Origin of the sequence: Variovorax paradoxus, from assembly GCF_009498455.1 — a bacterium.
Classification (GTDB): Bacteria; Pseudomonadota; Gammaproteobacteria; order Burkholderiales; family Burkholderiaceae_C; genus Variovorax; species Variovorax paradoxus_H.
Window position 1 is genome coordinate 671,127 of sequence record NZ_CP045644.1, and the last position, 14,934, is coordinate 686,060.

A 14,934-nucleotide genomic window follows, 5' to 3' on the forward strand; every position below is an offset into this window, starting at 1 on the left:
TCCGTGATGCAAGCCCCTACCTTCTTCTCCTGGTTGCGCACGGCCCTGCTGGGGCTGCTGCTGGCGGCGGCACTGCCGGCGCTTTCGGCGCCGGTGCTGCCTGCCGACCCCGACAACGGCGTCGACTTCCGCGTGATCTCGTTCCACGACGTGCGCCCCAACGTGCGCGCCAGCTTCGAAACCTCGCCCGACGAAACCGCCATCGACGAACGCACGCTCGCCGAAGTGTTCGCCTGGCTGCAGCACAGCGGCTACCACCCGGTCAGCCTGCAGCAGATCATCGATGCGCGCAACGGCGGCAAGCCGCTGCCGTCGCAGCCCGTGCTGCTGACCTTCGACGACGGCTACCGCAGCGCCTACACCCACGTGTTCCCGCTGCTCAAGCGCTTCAACTACCCGGCGCTGTTCGCGCTCGTGACGAGCTGGCTCGAAGTGCCCGAAGGCCAGCCCGTGCACTGGGGCGACAAGCCCGCGCCGCGCGAGAACTTCCTGCTGTGGCGCGAGGCCGCCGAGATGGCGCGTTCGCCGCTGGTCGAGTTCGCGAGCCACACCCATGCGATGCACACCGGCATCCAGGCCAACCCGCAAGGCAACCTGCTGCCCGCCGCGGCCACGCACCGCTACGACCCGGTCACCGGTCGCTACGAAGACGACGCGGCCTACCTGCGCCGCATCGAGACCGACCTGCGCCGCAGCCGCGAACTCATCGAGCAGCGCACCGGCGCCAAGGTGCGCGCCACCGTGTGGCCCTACGGCGCGTACAACACGCCCGCGCTGGAAGCCTCGGCGCGCGTGGGCATGCCGATCACCTTCACGCTCGACGACGGCGCGAACACGAAGGAGATTCCGCTCACGCGCATCCGCCGCGCGCTGGCCGCCTACGACAACGAGGCGCCCGACTACGTGCAGATGCTGCGCAGCCCCGTGGGCGGCGAGGTGCGGCCGATCAACCGCGTGATGCACGTCGACCTCGACTACGTGTACGACCCCGACCCGGCCCAGCAGGAGCGCAACCTCTCAGCGCTCATCGAGCGTGTGGCCGCCGTGCGCCCGCGCTCGGTGTTCCTGCAGGCCTATGCCGACCCCGACGGCGACGGCGTGGCCGACGCGCTGTACTTTCCCAACCGCCACCTGCCGATGCGCGCCGACCTGTTCGCCCGCGCCGCCTGGCAGCTGCGCAGCCGCACCGGTGTGAAGGTCTACGCGTGGATGCCCGTCACGGCCTACCGGCTGCCGGTGTCGAACCCGCTCGCCACGCACACGGTGCGCACGCTGAAAGGCGACGCGCCGGCCGACCGCTACCACCGGCTCTCGCCCTTCGACCCCGCCGTGCGCACGCTGGTCGGCGACCTGTACGAAGACCTGGGCCGCCACACCTTCTTCGAGGGCCTGCTGTTCCACGACGACGCCATGCTCTCGGACGACGAAGATGCCAGCCCCGCCGCGCTCGACACTTACCGCCGCTGGGGCCTGCCGGCCGACGTGGCCGCGCTGCGCGCCGACCCCGCGCTCATGGCACGCTGGACCACGGCCAAGACCCGCCACCTGATCGAATTCACGCAGGAACTCGCGGCGCGCGTGGGCACCTGGCGCCCTGCGCTGGAAACCGCGCGCAACCTCTACGCGCGGCCGGTGCTGGAGCCGCAGGCCGAGCAGTGGTTCGCGCAGAACTACGAAGCCTCGCTCGCCGCCTACGACTACGTCGGCCTGATGGCCATGCCGCGCATGGAGCAGGAGGCCCGCACCCCGGCCGACAGCGACGCGTGGCTGGCCCGCCTCGCGCAGCGCGCAGCCGCCACGCCGCATGGCCTGGACCGCACCGTGTTCGAACTGCAGGCGCGCGACTGGCGCACCGGCAAGCCCGTGCCCGACGCCGAGCTCACGCGCCAGTGGACCTTGCTGCAGCGTGCCGGCGTGCGCCACCTGGGCTACTACCCCGACGATTTCCTGAACAACCAGCCCTCGCTGGAGACCGTGCGCCGCGCGATCTCGGTGCGCTCGCTGCTGTCGCGCGCACCTCTTCGTGCCGGCACCGCCGCGACCCTGCCATCTGAAGGAAAGCCCCGATGAACACGCTCCAGATGCTGGTGGACCTGATTCCGCCGGTGCTCTTCGGCTTCGTCTTCTACTACCCGTTCTTCATGGCGTGGGTGTGGATTGCCGGCGGCCTTTCGCATGCGTGGTCGTTCGAGCGCAAGCGCGACGTCGAGATCGACCCGCTGCCGCTGCTGCCCTCGCAGCCGCTCGTGACCGTGGTCGTGCCCTGCTTCAACGAAGCGCCGCACCTGCGCGAAGTGATCGAGCAGCTCATGCGCACGCACTACCCGAACTACGAGGTGATCGCCGTCAACGACGGCAGCACCGACGGCACCGGCGAGCTGCTCGACCAGATGACGCAAGAGTTCAGCCGCCTGCGCGTGATCCACAACGCCAGCAACCAGGGCAAGGCCGTGGGCCTGAACACCGCCTGCCAGCTGGCGCGCGGCGAGTACATCCTGGGCATCGACGGCGATGCGCTGGTCGACCCGAACGCCATTGCGTGGATGCTCAAGCGCATGCTGGCCTCGGACCGCATCGGCGCCGTCACCGGCAACCCGCGCATCCGCACGCGCACCACGCTGCTGGGGCGCATGCAGGTGGGCGAGTTCTCGTCGATCATCGGCCTCATCAAGCGTTCGCAGCAGCTCATCGGCACGCTGTTCACGGTGTCGGGCGTGCTCGCCATGTTCCGCCGCCGCGCCGTGCTCGAGGTGGGCTTCTGGAGCCCCGACGTGCTCACCGAGGACATCGACATGAGCTGGAAGCTCCAGCTCGCCGGCTGGCACCTGCGCTTCGAGCCGCGCGCGCTGTGCTGGATCCTCATGCCCGAAACGCTGCGCGGCCTGTGGAAGCAGCGCCTGCGCTGGGCCGTCGGCGGCATCCAGACCATGCTGCGCATCACGCCGTCCATCCTGCGCCTGCGCAGCTGGCGCCTGTGGCTCATCTACAGCGAGTACATGGTGAGCGTGGTGTGGGCCTATGCGATGGCGCTCGTGCTGTTGATCAGCTTCATCCGCCCCTTCCTGCCGCAGGAATCGGCCTGGCATTCGGCATTGCTGCCGCACTGGCAGGGCACGCTGCTGGCCATGACCTGCATCCTGCAGATGCTGCTGAGCCTGTGGATCGACCGTCGCTACGACCGCGACCTCCTGCGCTATTTCGCCGGAACGATCTGGTACCCGATCGCGTTCTGGACGATCACGATGGCCACCACGGTGGTCGCCCTTCCCCAAGCCCTGATACGCCGACGCGGCAAGCGCGCGGTGTGGACGAGCCCTGACCGAGGAGTTTCTTCCGATGCATCCTGAGAACCCGCTTTCTTCGCCGGCGCTCCACGAAGCCCCGCCGCCCCGCACCCGTTCGTGGGGCCAACCCGCGATGGACGAACCCATCATCGACGCCGCGCGCATCCCGCTGCACGCCTTCGGCAACGGCCGCTCGCCGGCGCGCACCCTGGCCATGTACCTGTGGCTGCGCGTGCTGCGCCCCGCGATCACCGTCGCGATCTGGTTCTGCGCCATCTGGTACGCCTGGCCCTACGTGATGGGCGCGCGCTCCCAGCCCGAGGTGCTGCACCTGCTGGGCCTGTACGCCATCGTCATCGGCGTGATCCTCGCCTCGATGCTGGTCATGGGCCCGCTGCGCCGCCGCCAGCACGGGCGCGAAACCCCGCCGGAAAAAGAGCAGTCGTCGCTGTTCGCGCTGGCCTCTTACATCGAAGTCGCGCCCGCGCGCCTGTCGACCTGGCAACGCACGCGCCAGCTGCTGGCGCACCACGACACCCACGGCCAACTGCGCGACGCCACCGACACCGCGCCGGCCGCGCTGGAAGAAGAAGTAACAGCACCGGCGAAGCGCCGCAAGGCCTGAAGCGCAGGGCGAGGGAAACCGACGCGGCCTTTCGGCCGTGTCGCTGCAGAAATTTCGGGGCGGTGATTCAATTGCGGCGGTGGCGACAGCAGCGCCGCGATCGAATCCCCTTCTTCCCTCAAGGAACCCCGACATGGACCTCCAGCTCCAGGACCAGCACGTTCTCATCACCGGCGGCAGCAAGGGCATCGGCCTGGCCTGCGCGCTGGGCTTCCTGCGCGAAGGCGCGCGCGTGAGCCTGGTCTCGCGCGATCTGCAGAACCTGCAACAGGGCCAGCAGTCGCTCATCGCCGCGTTCCCGCAGGCCGAAGGCCGCGTCTCCCTGCATGCCGCCGACCTGAAAGACCCCGCCAGTGCCGTCGCCGCACTCGACGCCGCCGAACAAACCTTCGGCCCCGTCGACGTGCTCGTCAATTCGGCCGGCGCCGCGCGCCGCACCCCGCCCGACGAGCTCACGCCTGCCGCGTGGCACGACGCGATGGATGCCAAGTACTTCACCTACATCCACATGATCGACCCGGTCGTGAAGCGCATGGGCACGCGCGGCCGCGGCGCGATCGTCAACGTGATCGGCCAGGGCGGCAAGGTCGCGAGCCCGGTGCACATGGCGGGCGGCGCGGCCAATGCGGCGCTGATGCTGGTGAGTGCGGGCATGGCTGCGGCCTATGCGGCGAAGGGCGTGCGCGTGAACGCGGTGAACCCTGGGCTCACGCTGACCGCGCGGCTGCAGGAAGGGATGAAGGCCGATGCGAAGCTGGCAGGGATCGGCACGGATGAGGCGCTGGAACGTGCGACGGCGCGCTTGCCGCTGGGGCGCATTGCGACGCCGGAGGAAGTGGCGAACACCGTGCTGTTCCTGGCGTCGGCGAAGGCGAGTTATGTGACGGGGGCGATCGTGGCGATGGATGGGGCGGTGACGCCGATGATTTGAGATGACGGTAGCTAGGGCAATGGCGGTTTCGAACGCTGCTGCCCTCACCCCAACCCTCTCCCAGAGGGAGAGGGAGTAAATCCGGGGAGCGGGTCCGGAGAACAAGTATGGGAAGCCAATCGGCAACGCGAATCCGGAAAGTAAATCCGTGGGAGCGAACGCAGTGATGCGATCTCCCAGGCCGAGCGAAGCGATGGCCCGAATACTCCCCTCCCCTCTGGCCGCGCCGAGGAGCGGAGCGTTTCGCGGATCAGGGCTTGCAGCTGTTTGAGCCGCAGGCGAGTTCTGCAAGACCCCGCGAAACGTGAGCACCGCAGGTTGCCCGCAGCGAAGCGGAGGGACGCGGACAGTGGGGTCGCCTTTCTTTGCTTACTTTCTTTGGCGAAGCAAAGAAAGTGAGTCGCCCGCCGGGGCGAGTCCCGGCCAGCCGCCTCAAACCTCAGCCAACAACCCCTCGAACTTCAAAGCCAAAAAATCCACAAATCCACGAACCCGAGCCGGCACAAACCTCCCACTAGGCAGCAACGCATGCAGCGGATAAGGCTCCGTCTCCCAATCCGCCATCAGATGCACCAGCCGCCCGCTGCGAATGTCATCCCGCACATCCAGCGCCGACTTCAACGTGACGCCATACCCCGCCACCGCCCACTCCCTCGCCAGCGACGCATCGTCCACACTGCGATTCCCATTCACCCGCACTTCCGTCCACTGCCCGTGCTGCGCAAATCGCCAGACGCGATGCCGCCGCCCGCCGCGGTTGAAAGTCAGGCAGTTGTGATGCACCAGGTCTTGCGGCACCTTCGGCGCAGGATGCCGCCGCAGATAGTCGGGCGATGCCGTCAGCAGCGGATTCGTCATCGCAAACGCCCGCGCCACCAACCGCGAATCGGCGAGTGCCCCATAACGCAGCGCCACATCGACCTCGTCACGCATCACGTCCAGCGGACGATCCCCGACAGAGAGCGACAGCTGCACCCCGCCATGCAGCGCCAGGAATTCATCGAACCAAGGCAGCAGCGTGCTGCGCGTCAGGTCCGACGGCGCAGCCACGCGCAAGGTGCCGACCAACTCGCCGCGATCCGCAGTGACCAGCGACTCGCCCTCATCCAGCAGTTCGAAAGCCCGCACCGCGTAGTCGAGCAGCGTCTGCCCCTGCGGCGTCAGGCGCATCGCCCGCGTCGACCGCTCGAACAGCCGCGCGCCAAGCTGCGTCTCCAGCCGTTTGAGCGTGGCACTGGCTGCCGCCGGCGTGATGCCCAGCGCGTGCGCCGCCGCCGTGAGCGTGCCCCCACGCGCCGTCTGCACGAGCACGCGCAGGTCCGAGGTATTTTCAATTTTCATTTGAAGGTGTTGCTGTTCCGCGCCGGCTTATCAAATGGCCGTTGCCATCCTACAGTCGAGCCATCGTTCCAGAAAGGTCCCTCCCATGAAAGCCATCGGCTACTACCAGCCTCTTCCCATCGACCACGCTGAGTCGCTGCAGGACATCGAACTCCCCGCCCCCGTGCCCGGCGCGCGCGACCTGCTGGTGCGCGTGAAGGCCGTGTCGGTCAACCCCGTCGACACCAAGGTCCGCAAGAACGCCGCCCCCGAAGCCGGCCAGGCCAAGGTGCTGGGCTGGGACGCGGTCGGCACCGTCGAGGCCATCGGCAGCGGCGTGCAGAACTTCAAGGTCGGCGACCGCGTGTACTACGCCGGCTCGATCATTCGCCCCGGCGCCAATTCGGAGCTGCACGCGGTCGACGAGCGCATCGCCGCGCTCGCACCCAAGACCCTCGACGACGCCCAGGCCGCCGCACTGCCGCTGACCACCATCACCGCCTACGAACTGCTGTTCGACCGCCTGCAAGTGCCCAAGGACGGCGGCGAAGGCCAGACCTTGCTGATCACCGGCGGCGCGGGCGGCGTGGGCTCCATCCTCATCCAGCTCGCACGCCAACTCACGAAGCTGCGTGTCGTCGCCACCGCCTCGCGCCCCGAAACGCGCGCATGGTGCCTGGCACTGGGCGCGCACGTCGTCATCGACCACTCGAAGCCGCTCACCGCCGAACTCACGGCCGCGGGCATCGACGAGGTCGACATGGTCGCCAGCCTCACGCAGACCGACCAGCACTACGCGCAGATCATCGAGAGCCTCAAGCCCCAGGGCCAGCTCGCGGTGATCGACGACATGAAGGTGCTCGACGCGATGCCGCTGAAGACCAAGTGCATTTCGCTGCACTGGGAAATGATGTTCGCGCGCTCGCGCTTCACCACGCCCGACATCGCCGAGCAGGGCAAGCTGCTCGCCGAAGTGGCCGCGCTGGTCGACGCGGGCCGCATCCGCACGACGGCGAATGCGAGCTTCGGCACCATCAACGCCGCGAACCTCAAGAAGGCGCATGCGCTCATCGAAAGCGGCAAGGCGCAGGGCAAGGTGGTGCTGGCCGGGTTCTGATCTGCGCACAATCGGTCGCATGACCGACGAAAGCACACCCACCCCGCCCCACCTCATCGAATTCGACACCCCGCGCCTGCGGGTGCGCCAATGGCGCGAGAGCGATCTCGCGCCATTTTTCGCGCTGGCCTGCGACCCGCAGGTGATGGAGTTCCTGCTGCCCTTGCCCACGCGCGCCGAGAGCGACGCAGCGGCCAACCGTGCCCGGGCGCTCGTCGCTCAGAACGGCTGGGGCTTCTGGGCCGTCGAGCGCAAGGACACGGGCGAGTTCATCGGCTTCACCGGCCTGAACGTGCCGATGGCCACGCTGCCTTTCTCGCCCTGCGTCGAGATCGGCTGGCGCCTTGCGCGCGCCAGCTGGGGCCAGGGCTTCGCGACCGAGGCGGCGCGCGGTGCGCTGCAGGTCGGGTTCGCACAACTCGGGCTCAACGAGATCGTGGCGTTCACTGCCGAAGGCAACGTGCGCTCCGCCGCGGTGATGACGCGCCTCGGCATGCACGAGGACGTGGCCGGCGCCTTCGACCACCCTGCGGTGCCCGAAGGCCATGTGCTGCGCGGCCACCGGCTGTTCCGCATCGGCCGCGCGGCATGGCAGGCCACGCGCAGCGCTTCAGAATGAATGCAACAGCAGCGCGGCGCCCGAGACGATCGCAAAGACCTGCACGAAGATCCGAAGCACGCGACCGTTGATGCGGCGATGCACCACGCGGCTGAGCACCGCGCCCACGACGAGCGCGGGCAACAGCAAGGCCGCGGCATAGAGCTGTGAACCGTCGATGCGCCCCGCCACCATCAGCGTGGCCAGGGACACCAGCTCGCCCACCAGGAAGCACAGCGCAATCGTCGAGCGCATGGTGGGCGCCGGCTGGTGCTGGTAGACCAGCGCCAGCGGCGGCCCGCCGATGCCGGTCGCGGTTTCGGTGACGCCGGTGACGAGCCCCGCCGCCACGAAGGCGGTGCGGCCCGGCGAGAAGGCCGGCATCATCAACGTGACGAGCGCCGCCGCGATGGTCGATGCGCCGACGAACAGCGACAGGTGGCTCGCACTCAGCGCCGCCAGCACCCAGAGGCCGCCGACGGTGCCGAGCAGGCGCCCGCCGGTGATCCAGCTGGCGCCGGTGCGGTCGATGGCGCCACGCTCGCGCCACATCACGTAGAAGTTCAGCGGCAGCATCAGCACCAGCACACACACGGGCAGCAGGTCGGGGCGCACGATGCCGATCACCGGCGCGGCGATGAGCGCAAAGCCGACGCCGGTCGCGCCCTGCACGAAGGCGGCGATCAGCACGGCGATGGAGACGAGAAAGAGGTGCTGCGCGCTCACTGCGAATGCCGCTCCGTGGCCAGGCGGCGGTGCGCGGCCGCAGGCGGATGCAGCCGCACGATGGGCGCGCGGTCCATCGCCGCGTGGGCGACGTGTGCGAGCTGCCGCTGCAGCGCGCGTGCGTCCCAGTCGGGCGGCCAGCCTTCCCACAGGCGCAGGCGTCCGTCGACGAACACGGCCACGATCTGGTCGCGGTTGCCCAGGCGCACGAGGTCCCACGTGAGATCGACCGAGGTGCACATCTCGGGTGTGTCGACATCGACGATGAGGAAATCGGCCGCCTTGCCCACGGCGATCTCGCCCGTGAGGTGGCCCAGGCCCACGGCACGCGCGCCTTCGTGCGTCGCGTGGTCGAACCAGGTCCAGCCGCCGCCGCTCGACGCATCGCCGATGGCCATGCCGAAGGCCAGCTTCTGCGCGGCTTCGGCCGCGTCCATCAGGCGGAAGGCGTCGCTGCGCGTGGCGTCGGTGCCCAGACCGAAGCGGATGCCCAGCGCGGCCATCAGGTTCGCGGGCGCCACGGCGTTGCCCTTCCACTGGCTGGCGACGGGGTTGTAGCTCACGGCGGTGTCGGTGTCGCGCAGCACCATGAGTTCCGACGGCGTGACCAGCGTGCCGTGCGCAATGAGCACCTGCGGACCCAGCGCGCCCAGGTGCGCCAGCAGCTCCAGCGGCCGCTTGCCGCGCTGCACCACCGAGCGCTCGACCGAGGCGAGGTGCTCGTTGACGTGCGTCTGGAACACGGTGCGCGCTTCGGCGCACAAGGCCGACACGGCAACCAGCATCTCGTCGGAGGCCGCTTCGGGCACCGAGATGGCGAGCGAGGGATGCACCAGTTCCGCACCCGACCACTGCTGCAGGAACTGCGCGGCGTGCGACTGGATGGCCTGGCGCTCAGCGGCGGTGCTGTCGTTGCCGCCGTCGTTGCAGATCAGGCCCAGCACGCAGCGCAGCCCGGCTTCCTTCACGGCCGCGGCCACGGCGCCGATGTCGCCCGGCGCGCGCGTGCCCGCGTCGCACACGGTGGTGAAGCCGCCGCGCAGCGATTCGAGCGCCGCGAGCTTGGAGGCCATGTAGACGAACTCGTCGTCCAGGCTCGACTCGAGCGGCACCCACACGCGCCGGAAGATTTCCGACGGCTCGCCATAGGCCAGCGACTTGCCGAAAGACTGCGTGAGGTGGTGGTGCGCATCGATCATGCCGGGCATCAGCAGCTTGCCGGGCAGGTGCCGCGGCGTGAGATGCGGGTGGCGGGCGATGAGCGCGTCGGCGGGGCCGACATCGCGAAAGCGGCCGCCTTCGATGCGCACGGCATGGCCGGTGGCGGGGCCGTCGCGCAGCATCAGGTGGTCGGGAACGAGCAGCAGCTCGTCGGCCGCGAAGAGCGCGGCATCGAGTTCAGGAGACATGGTGAAAAGAGAGAGCAGGAAAGGAAAGGGAGAGGCGCGCGGCGCTCATTGCGGCGCAGGTGCGATGGCCGGGCTGTCGGCCTGCACGCGGTTGAACACCAGGTTGAGCACCACCGCGGTGAGCGAGCCCATGGCCAGGCCGTTGCCCAGCACCAGCTGCAGCGTGTCGGGAAAGCGGCTGTACAGGCCCGGCACGACGATGGGCAGCAGGCCCATGGTCAGTGCGCCGGCCAGCACGAACATGTTGCCGCGCTCGTGCAGGTCGACCTTGCGCAGCATGTCGATGCCCATGGTGCCGATGATCGCGAACACCACCATCGCGGTGCCGCCGACCACGGCCGAAGGAATGGCGCTGGCCAGCCGGCCCAGCGGCGCCGACAGCGCGATGAGGACCAGGATCACGCCCGCGGCCGCCGTCACGTAGCGCGAGCGCACGTTGGTGGCGCGCACGATGCCGATGTTCTCACCGCTGGTGATGATCATCGAGGTGCCGAAGAAGCCGCCTGCCAGCGACACCAGCGCGTCGCCGCGGATGGTGCGCGGCACCACGTCGCGCGGGTCGATCTTGCGGCCCACCACGTCGGCCACCGCCACGGTCTGCCCCGTGGCCTCGACCATCGAGATGATGCTGAAGATCAGGAGCGGCACGGCCGCCACCAGGTCGAAGCGCGGCATGCCGAAGGGCAGCAGCGTCGGCGCGCTCCAGAAGGGCCCGGCCGCCACGCCGCTGAAGTCCATCAGCCCGCACGCCGCGGCCAGCACCGTGCCGGCCAGCAGGCCCAGCAGCACCGCGAGCTGGCCGAGCGTGCCCTTGAACACACGCGCGAACAGCACGGTGAAGCCGATGGTCGCGAGTGCCAGCCCGATGTTCACCGGGTCGGCAAACGTGGACGTGCCGGCCTTGCCCGCGATGATGCCGCCGTACACCTTCACGAGGTTGATCGACACCAGCAGCAGCAAGGTGCCGATGACGATCTTCGGAAAGAAGCGCAGGCAGCGCGCGAACACCGGCAGCACCAGAAAGTAGAACAGCGCCGTGAGGATCACCGCGCCCGAGGCGGTCTGCAGGTCGCGCTGCTGGGCGATGGTCACGAACATCACGATGGGCGCACCGCCCGGCACCATCACGAACGGCAGGCGCGCGCCGAACTTCCACGGCCCGAACGACTGCAGCAAGGTGCCCACGCCGCACAGCAAAAAGGTGGCGCTGATCAGGTTGACCGTGAGCGCGGAGTCCAGCCCCAGCGCCTTGGCCACGAGGAACACGGACGTGATGGGCACGGCCGCCATCACCAGCACGTGCTGCAGGCCGAACAGGAGCAGTTGCGACAAGGGCAGCATCGCGTCGACTGGGGCAATCGTGGCGGTGGTTGCGGAGGGCGTGCCGACAGGCACGACAGAAGGCACAGCAGAGGCATCGGGAACACGGGACATCATGGAATCCTTGAACCGGGACCGCGCCCAAATCGATTTGGGCGCGCTGGCAAAAAAAGCCGCCGAAGCGGGTGAAGTACATTCCGTGGCAGCGAGCCCCAAAACGATTTGGGAATTGAATCACCGCTTTTCGAAAAGGTCAACGGGATGAGCACCAATCCATCGCCGCGGGCAAACATCAAGGACGTGGCGCGCGAAGCGGGCGTGTCGCCGACCACCGTCTCGCACGCACTCAACGCCCGGGGCCAGGTCGATGCCGAAACGCGCGCGCGCGTCGAGCAGGCGGCGCTGAAGCTGGGCTACCGGCCCAACCGCAATGCGCAGCGGCTGCGCACGGGCGAGGCGCACATGATCGTGCTGCTGTCGTCGATGCCGTTCGCCGTGGCCGGCGGCCCGTCGCGCCTCGGCTTCCTGATGGAAGTGGCGGCCGTAGCGGCAGCGGCGGCGCTCGACCGCCGCCTGGCGCTGGTGCTGGCGCCGCCCATGGAAACCGGGCGCGTGCCGATGGAGCTGCTCGACGTCGATGGCGCACTGGTCATCGAGCCCTCGGCGGGCGACCCCAACCTGGCGTACCTGCTGCGGCGCGGTCTGCCGGTGGTGGCCATCGGCAAGCCCGCCGAAGAAGCGGCCGACGGGCCGGCGATGCCGCCCTATGTCGACATTCACTCGGGCCAGACCACGCGCCTGCTGCTCGACCACCTGCACGACCAGGGCGCGCGCAAGGTCGCGATGATCCTCGGCTCGGCCGCGCGCAACTCGTATGTGGAAGGCCAGGCGGCCTACCAGGCCTTCGCCGCCGCACACGGGCAGGCGCCGCTGCTGTCGCTGGTCGACGAGGCCGAGGGCGAAAACGGCGGCCGGCAGGCCGCGCTGGCGCTGCTGGCGGCGCACCCCGACATCGACGCCTTCTGCGTGCCGGTCGACGCCTTCGCCTCGGGCGCGGTGGCAGCGGTTGTCGAATCGGGCCGGCGCATTCCCGACGACGTGATGGTCGTCACGCGCTACGACGGCCTGCGCGCCCGCACCTGCGTGCCGCCGCTCACGGCCGTCGACCTGCACCTGGACGAGGTCGCGCAGCAGGCGATTGCGCTGCTGTTCGACCACCTGCGCGGCGACACCAGCCGGCGCCGCGTCGAGGGGCCGGCGGCCCAGTTGGTGCCGCGCTTGTCGTCGGCACGCCAGCGCTGATCGCGCCTCAGTTGGGCTTGCTGCGCGACACGCGCCACACCGCGTTGCCCACGTCGTCCGCCACCAGCAGCGCGCCGCTCTTGTCGAGCGCCACCCCGACCGGCCGGCCGTGCGCCTTTTCGTCGGCGCTCAAAAAGCCCGTGAGGATGTCGACCGGCGGCCCGCTCGGCTTGCCGCCGATGAAGGGCACGAACACGACCTTGTAGCCCGACTTGGGCTTGCGGTTCCACGAGCCGTGCTCGCCGATGAAGGCGCCGCTCGCGAACTCGGGCGGCATGCCGCGCGGGTTCGAGAACACCAGGCCCAGCGGCGCGACGTGCGAGCCCAGCGCGTAGTCGGGCGCCAGCGCCTTCGCCACGAGCTCGGGCTTTTGCGGCGTGACGCGCGCATCGACCACGCCGCCCCAGTAGCTCCAGGGCCAGCCGTAGAAGGCGCCGTCTTTCACCGAGGTGAGGTAGTCGGGTACGAGGTCGCTGCCGATTTCGTCGCGCTCGTTCACCACGGTCCACAGCGTGTTGGTCTCGGGCTCCCAGCCCAGGCCGTTGGGGTTGCGCAGGCCGCTCGCGAACAGGCGCTTCTCGCCGCTCTTCGCATCGACCTCCCAGATCGCTGCGCGCCCCTCTTCGGCCGCCATGCCGTTCTCGCCGATGTTGCTGTTGGAGCCGACCGTGACGTAGAGCTTGCTGCCGTCGGCATTGGCGATGACGTTCTTGGTCCAGTGGTGGTTGATGCCCGCGGGCAGCGCCGTCACGACCACCGGCTTGGCGCGGGCCGACGTGTCGCCTTCGGTGTAGGGCACCTTCACGAGCGCATCGGCATTGGCGATGAAGAGCTCGTTGCCGACCAGCGCCATGCCATAGGGCGAGACGAGGTCCGACAGGAACACCTGCTTCACCTCGGCCAGGCCGTCGCCGTCGGCATCGCGCAGCAGGGTGATGCGGTTGGCGCTGGGCACGCCGGCGCCGGCGCGGCCCATCACCTTGCCCATGACCCAGTTGCGCACCTTCGCGACCGGGCCGCCAGTGTCGCTGCCTTCGGGCTTGGGCGGCTTGTTGCTTTCGGCCACCAGCACGTCGCCGTTGGGCAGCGTGTAGACCCAGCGCGGATGGTCCAGCCCGCGCGCCAGCGCCGTCACGCGCAGGCCTTCGGCGGGCGTGGGCGCGGCGGTGTCGGTCCACCCGACGGCGGGCGCCACGTTGACGGTGGGAATCAGCGTCTTGTTCGGATCGACGAGCTGTGGCCGGGGGCCGGTCGTGAGTTCGGGCGAGAGCTTGGCGGTCTCGCCGCAGCCGGCGACGAGCAGCACGGCGGCCATGGCCGCTGCGGAAAGAGCGAGGGGAGCGGGACGGTGCGGCGATGCGTTCATGCAGATTCCTTGCGCGGCGGACGGCCGCAGACCGCCGGATCATGCGCAATCGCATGGCGCGGGCGTGTCGGTCGTGGGCGCTTTCCGGCGTGCGCGCACCTCCTTCGCGCATCGTCGCTACCATCGCCGCATGACCGACGACCTGTTCCGCGCCGACGCCTACCTGCGCACCTGTGAAGCCCGCATCCTGCGCCTCGACGACACCGGCATCGTGCTGGACCGCACCGTGTTCTATCCGCTGGGCGGCGGGCAGGCCGGCGACGCCGGCGTGCTGGTGCTCGCCGACGGCCGCGAAATCGCCATCGTCGACACCCGCAAGGCCAAGGATGCCGAGGGCCAGCCGACTGCCGAGTTCGTTCACGTGCCCGCGCCCGACCAGGCCGAGCTGCTGGCCGCGCTGGCGCCCGGCGACACCGTCACCGCCCGCCTCGACTGGGAGCGCCGCCATCGGCTGATGCGCTTCCACACCGCCAGCCACCTGCTGTGCCACCTCGTGCCGGTGCCGGTGAACGGCTGCTCGATCACGCCCGAATACGCGCGCATCGACTTCCACATCACCGACCCGCTCGACAAGGAAACGCTCACCGCCGGCCTCGCGAAGCTGGTCGAAGCCGCCCATCCGCTGACCGTGGGCGCCATCACCGACGCCGAGCTCGACGCCAACCCTGCGCTGGTCAAGAGCATGAGCGTGCAACCGCCGCGCGGCACGGGCACGGTGCGCACCATCCGCATCGGCGGCACGGGCGAGGACGGCAGCACGCCCTCGATCGACTTCCAGCCCTGCGGCGGCACGCACGTGGCCAACACGGCGGAAATCGGCGCCATGGTCGTCACCAAGATCGAGAAGAAGAGCGCGACCACCCGGCGCGTGGTCCTGGGCTGGCCCGCGGCAGTACCCGCGGCCTGAGTCCCCCGGAAAGACCCGGCCTCCAGGAA

At 69.4% G+C, this 14,934-nt stretch carries 13 protein-coding genes; 8 read left to right on the top strand and 5 right to left on the bottom strand.

Translation table 11 applies throughout. The features are described from left to right. Positions 1 to 6 precede the first annotated feature (6 nt). The 4 genes from pgaB to GFK26_RS03035 all read left to right on the top strand — a co-directional run bounded on the left by pgaB (position 7) and on the right by GFK26_RS03035 (position 4,840). On the top strand, positions 7 to 2,070 hold the full coding sequence (gene pgaB, locus GFK26_RS03020; RefSeq protein ID WP_153280784.1) for a poly-beta-1,6-N-acetyl-D-glucosamine N-deacetylase PgaB: 2,064 nt from the start codon (positions 7 to 9) through the stop codon (positions 2,068 to 2,070). Then, positions 2,067 to 3,347, top strand: coding sequence for a poly-beta-1,6-N-acetyl-D-glucosamine synthase (gene pgaC, locus GFK26_RS03025; RefSeq protein WP_153280785.1), 1,281 nt, complete (start codon positions 2,067 to 2,069; stop codon positions 3,345 to 3,347). Before pgaB ends, pgaC begins: the two co-directional genes overlap by 4 nt. Positions 3,348 to 3,417: 70 nt before the next feature. Further along, the gene (gene pgaD / locus GFK26_RS03030) at positions 3,418 to 3,909 is read left to right on the top strand and encodes a poly-beta-1,6-N-acetyl-D-glucosamine biosynthesis protein PgaD (protein WP_228121881.1); all 492 of its coding nucleotides are present in this window, start codon (positions 3,418 to 3,420) and stop codon (positions 3,907 to 3,909) included. Positions 3,910 to 4,042: 133 nt separating this feature from the next. Beyond that, positions 4,043 to 4,840, top strand: coding sequence for an SDR family oxidoreductase (locus GFK26_RS03035; protein ID WP_153280787.1), 798 nt, complete (start codon positions 4,043 to 4,045; stop codon positions 4,838 to 4,840). 432 nt (positions 4,841 to 5,272) lie between these two features. On the opposite strand, the gene GFK26_RS03040 is transcribed toward GFK26_RS03035, so the two are convergent. Beyond that, positions 5,273 to 6,181, bottom strand: coding sequence for a LysR family transcriptional regulator (locus GFK26_RS03040; RefSeq protein ID WP_153280788.1), 909 nt, complete (start codon positions 6,179 to 6,181; stop codon positions 5,273 to 5,275). Positions 6,182 to 6,266: 85 nt separating this feature from the next. Here GFK26_RS03040 and GFK26_RS03045 point away from each other — a divergent pair, with 85 nt between their 5' ends. Then, the gene (locus GFK26_RS03045) at positions 6,267 to 7,277 is read left to right on the top strand and encodes a zinc-binding alcohol dehydrogenase family protein (RefSeq protein ID WP_153280789.1); all 1,011 of its coding nucleotides are present in this window, start codon (positions 6,267 to 6,269) and stop codon (positions 7,275 to 7,277) included. Between the two features lie 19 nt (positions 7,278 to 7,296). Then, entirely contained in the window at positions 7,297 to 7,896 is a 600-nt protein-coding gene (locus GFK26_RS03050; protein WP_153280790.1) for a GNAT family N-acetyltransferase, read from the top strand. On the opposite strand, the gene GFK26_RS03055 is transcribed toward GFK26_RS03050, so the two are convergent. The 3 genes from GFK26_RS03055 to GFK26_RS03065 are packed head-to-tail and all read right to left on the bottom strand — an operon-like array spanning position 7,888 to position 11,351. Next, positions 7,888 to 8,601, bottom strand: a complete 714-nt coding sequence (locus tag GFK26_RS03055) for a sulfite exporter TauE/SafE family protein (RefSeq protein WP_099794898.1) — start codon at positions 8,599 to 8,601, stop codon at positions 7,888 to 7,890. The genes GFK26_RS03050 and GFK26_RS03055 overlap by 9 nt on opposite strands. After that, the gene (locus GFK26_RS03060; RefSeq protein WP_153280791.1) at positions 8,598 to 10,010 is read right to left on the bottom strand and encodes an amidohydrolase family protein; all 1,413 of its coding nucleotides are present in this window, start codon (positions 10,008 to 10,010) and stop codon (positions 8,598 to 8,600) included. The genes GFK26_RS03055 and GFK26_RS03060 overlap by 4 nt, the downstream gene beginning before the upstream one ends. Positions 10,011 to 10,055: 45 nt before the next feature. Further along, positions 10,056 to 11,351, bottom strand: coding sequence for a uracil-xanthine permease family protein (locus GFK26_RS03065; RefSeq protein ID WP_153285838.1), 1,296 nt, complete (start codon positions 11,349 to 11,351; stop codon positions 10,056 to 10,058). A gap of 240 nt (positions 11,352 to 11,591) precedes the next feature. Here GFK26_RS03065 and GFK26_RS03070 point away from each other — a divergent pair, with 240 nt between their 5' ends. After that, entirely contained in the window at positions 11,592 to 12,632 is a 1,041-nt protein-coding gene (locus GFK26_RS03070) for a LacI family DNA-binding transcriptional regulator (protein ID WP_153280792.1), read from the top strand. A 7-nt stretch (positions 12,633 to 12,639) separates the two neighbouring features. On the opposite strand, the gene GFK26_RS03075 is transcribed toward GFK26_RS03070, so the two are convergent. Then, on the bottom strand, positions 12,640 to 13,998 hold the full coding sequence (locus tag GFK26_RS03075; RefSeq protein WP_153280793.1) for a PQQ-dependent sugar dehydrogenase: 1,359 nt from the start codon (positions 13,996 to 13,998) through the stop codon (positions 12,640 to 12,642). Between the two features lie 130 nt (positions 13,999 to 14,128). Between GFK26_RS03075 and GFK26_RS03080 the strand changes: the two genes are divergently transcribed. Further along, positions 14,129 to 14,905 carry an alanyl-tRNA editing protein gene (locus GFK26_RS03080; protein WP_153280794.1) on the top strand — a complete coding sequence of 259 codons (777 nt, stop codon included), beginning with the start codon at positions 14,129 to 14,131 and terminating at the stop codon, positions 14,903 to 14,905. The last annotated feature ends 29 nt before the right edge of the window (positions 14,906 to 14,934 follow it).

What these genes read in the sequence shown, in the direction of transcription:
- pgaB (WP_153280784.1), top strand. Translation starts at nt 7, where the DNA reads ATGCAAGCCCCTACCTTCTTCTCCTGGTTGCGCACGGCCCTGCTGGGG.
- pgaC (WP_153280785.1), top strand. Translation starts at nt 2,067, where the DNA reads ATGAACACGCTCCAGATGCTGGTGGACCTGATTCCGCCGGTGCTCTTC.
- pgaD (WP_228121881.1), top strand. Translation starts at nt 3,418, where the DNA reads ATGGACGAACCCATCATCGACGCCGCGCGCATCCCGCTGCACGCCTTC.
- GFK26_RS03035 (WP_153280787.1), top strand. Translation starts at nt 4,043, where the DNA reads ATGGACCTCCAGCTCCAGGACCAGCACGTTCTCATCACCGGCGGCAGC.
- GFK26_RS03040 (WP_153280788.1), bottom strand. Translation starts at nt 6,181, where the DNA reads ATGAAAATTGAAAATACCTCGGACCTGCGCGTGCTCGTGCAGACGGCG.
- GFK26_RS03045 (WP_153280789.1), top strand. Translation starts at nt 6,267, where the DNA reads ATGAAAGCCATCGGCTACTACCAGCCTCTTCCCATCGACCACGCTGAG.
- GFK26_RS03050 (WP_153280790.1), top strand. Translation starts at nt 7,297, where the DNA reads ATGACCGACGAAAGCACACCCACCCCGCCCCACCTCATCGAATTCGAC.
- GFK26_RS03060 (WP_153280791.1), bottom strand. Translation starts at nt 10,010, where the DNA reads ATGTCTCCTGAACTCGATGCCGCGCTCTTCGCGGCCGACGAGCTGCTG.
- GFK26_RS03065 (WP_153285838.1), bottom strand. Translation starts at nt 11,351, where the DNA reads ATGCTGCCCTTGTCGCAACTGCTCCTGTTCGGCCTGCAGCACGTGCTG.
- GFK26_RS03070 (WP_153280792.1), top strand. Translation starts at nt 11,592, where the DNA reads ATGAGCACCAATCCATCGCCGCGGGCAAACATCAAGGACGTGGCGCGC.
- GFK26_RS03075 (WP_153280793.1), bottom strand. Translation starts at nt 13,998, where the DNA reads ATGAACGCATCGCCGCACCGTCCCGCTCCCCTCGCTCTTTCCGCAGCG.
- GFK26_RS03080 (WP_153280794.1), top strand. Translation starts at nt 14,129, where the DNA reads ATGACCGACGACCTGTTCCGCGCCGACGCCTACCTGCGCACCTGTGAA.